Source organism: Phenylobacterium sp. (assembly GCF_030654915.1).
In the GTDB taxonomy this organism is placed as follows: Bacteria; Pseudomonadota; Alphaproteobacteria; order Caulobacterales; family Caulobacteraceae; genus Phenylobacterium.
In genome coordinates this window covers 1-2,174 of record NZ_JAURWM010000180.1, presented here as the reverse complement: position 1 = coordinate 2,174, position 2,174 = coordinate 1, and the positions used below count along the sequence as shown (strand labels likewise).

Here is a 2,174-nt window from a genome sequence, read left to right as displayed (position 1 = left end):
CTACAAGCCGTTCCGGTATCCGTGGGCCTATGACTTCTGGAAAAAGCAGCAGCAGGTCCACTGGATGCCTGAAGAGGTGCCGCTCGGCGAGGACCTCAAGGATTGGGCCGCCAAGCTCAATGACAAGGAGCGCAATCTCCTCACCCAGATTTTCCGATTCTTCACCCAATCGGACGTCGAGGTGAACGACAACTACATGGAACGCTACAGCCGCGTCTTCAAACCCACCGAGGTGAAGATGATGCTGGCTTCGTTCTCCAACATGGAGACGATCCACATCGCGGCCTACGCCCTGCTGCTCGAAACCATCGGCATGCCCGATAGCGAGTTCACGGCCTTCCTGGATTACCAGGAGATGCGCGACAAGCACGACTACATGCAGAAGTTCGGCGTCGACTCGAACGCCGACATCGCCCGCACCCTGGCCATGTTCGGCGGCTTCACCGAGGGGCTGCAGCTGTTCGCCAGCTTCGCGATGCTGCTGAACTTCCCGCGCCACAACAAGATGAAGGGCATGGGCCAGATCGTCTCGTGGTCGGTGCGCGACGAGAGCCTGCATTGCGAAGGCATCATCAAGCTCTACCACGCCTTCAACGCCGAGACCGGCGCGGTCACCAAGTCGGTGGCCGACGACATCATCGACTGCTGCAAGACCGTGGTGGGCCTGGAAGACGCCTTCATCGACCTGGCGTTCAACGCCGGCGAGGTCCAGGGCATGACCCCGGACGACATCAAGAACTACATCCGCTTCATCGCCGACTGGCGCCTGCGCCAGCTCGGTCTGCCGGAGGTCTACGGCAGCGTGAAGGAAAACCCGCTGCCCTGGCTGCAGTCGATGCTCTCGGGCGTCGAGCACGCCAACTTCTTCGAGGCCCGCTCGACCGAGTACTCCAAGGCCGCGACCAAGGGTCAATGGCACGGCGACGCCGGCGTCTGGGCCGCCTTCGACAAGACCCTCGCCCGGCGCGGCGACGTCCCGGCGGAGTAGTAAAAACCCCGCTCATCCCGGCGAAAGCCGGGACCCATGCGGGCTTTCAATGCTGGCGCGGCGTCAACTCAGCTTAGGTCCCGGCTTTCGCCGGGATGAGCGAGTTGGGGCTGCTACCCCTTCACCGCCAGCACATGCAGCCAGGTCCGCTGCACGCCGTCGAAGCCGCCGCCCTGGCCGGTGGTGACCTCTAGCGGCTCCCACGCCCCTGCCGAGGCGTAGGCCGCCCGCAGCCGTTCCTCGCTAGGGAAATTGTAGTAGCGGCCCAGGCTGTCGCGGTCCCCGCCGTCGCCCGACTTGAAGCCGGCATAGAACCGCCCGCCCGGCCTCAGCGCCCGGTGGACGCGAGCCAGCACATCGGCCAGGCCGCCTTCCGGCACATGCAGCAGGCAGGCGTTGGCCCAGACGCCGTCATAGGCGCTGACGTCCTCCAGCTCTTCGAACCGCATCACCCGCACCGGCCGGCCCAGCCGCGCCTGCGCCTGCGCCGCCAGCCCCGCCGAGCCGTCGGTCGGGGTCACCTCGAACCCCGCCGCGCTCATCAGCTCGGCGTCCTGCCCGCCGCCGCAGCCCAGCTCCAGGATCGCCGCCCGCGGCCGCAGCTGCTCCAGGAACGCCCGCAGCCGAACCGGCTCGCCGCGCGTCCGCGCCGCATAGACGCCGGCTTCGCGGTCGTAGAAGGCCAGGGTGTCGGCGTCGTGCAGCGGGGTCGGCGTGTTCATCGGTGCTCCTTCGGGCTGGCCACCACCTCCCACCCCGTCCATTCTGTCGTCAACGCCGATCACGACAACAGAAGGGGGAAACGCCATGACCAATCTCGTTGAGGTTTCCAACGCCGGCCACGTGCGGACCATCCGCCTGAACCGTCCGGAGAAGAAAAACGCGCTCAGCCAGCAGCTCGCCTGGGGCATCGTCGCCGCCATCGACGAGGCCGCGCGCGACGACAATGTCTGGGTGGTGGCGCTCACCGGCTCGGGCGACGCCTTCTGCGCGGGCCTGGATCTCTCGGGCGCCGAGCCCTTCCATCCGGCCCCGCCGATGACCGCCCAGCTCGACGACATCAGCTGGGTCGGCCAGTTCGTGCTCGCCACCCGCAAGCGCTGCGACAAGCCGGTGGTCGGCGGCATCAACGGCGTGGCGGTCGGCGCGGGCCTTGGCCTCGCCATGGCCACCGACGTGCGGCTGA

The 2,174-nt window shown here is 67.1% G+C and carries 3 protein-coding genes; 2 read left to right on the top strand and 1 reads right to left on the bottom strand.

What is annotated here, in order from left to right:
• On the top strand, window positions 1-988 hold a 988-nt coding region (locus tag Q7T84_RS09275), incomplete at its 5' end, for a ribonucleotide-diphosphate reductase subunit beta (RefSeq protein ID WP_304808038.1).
• Between the two features lie 113 nt (window positions 989-1,101).
• Here Q7T84_RS09275 and Q7T84_RS09270 read toward each other — a convergent pair.
• Window positions 1,102-1,710 carry a bifunctional 2-polyprenyl-6-hydroxyphenol methylase/3-demethylubiquinol 3-O-methyltransferase UbiG gene (locus tag Q7T84_RS09270; protein ID WP_304808036.1) on the bottom strand — a complete coding sequence of 203 codons (609 nt, stop codon included), beginning with the start codon at window positions 1,708-1,710 and terminating at the stop codon, window positions 1,102-1,104.
• Window positions 1,711-1,795: 85 nt separating this feature from the next.
• On the opposite strand from Q7T84_RS09270, the gene Q7T84_RS09265 reads away from it, so the two are divergent.
• A partial coding sequence (locus Q7T84_RS09265; RefSeq protein ID WP_304808034.1) for an enoyl-CoA hydratase/isomerase family protein occupies window positions 1,796-2,174 on the top strand: 379 nt, incomplete at its 3' end.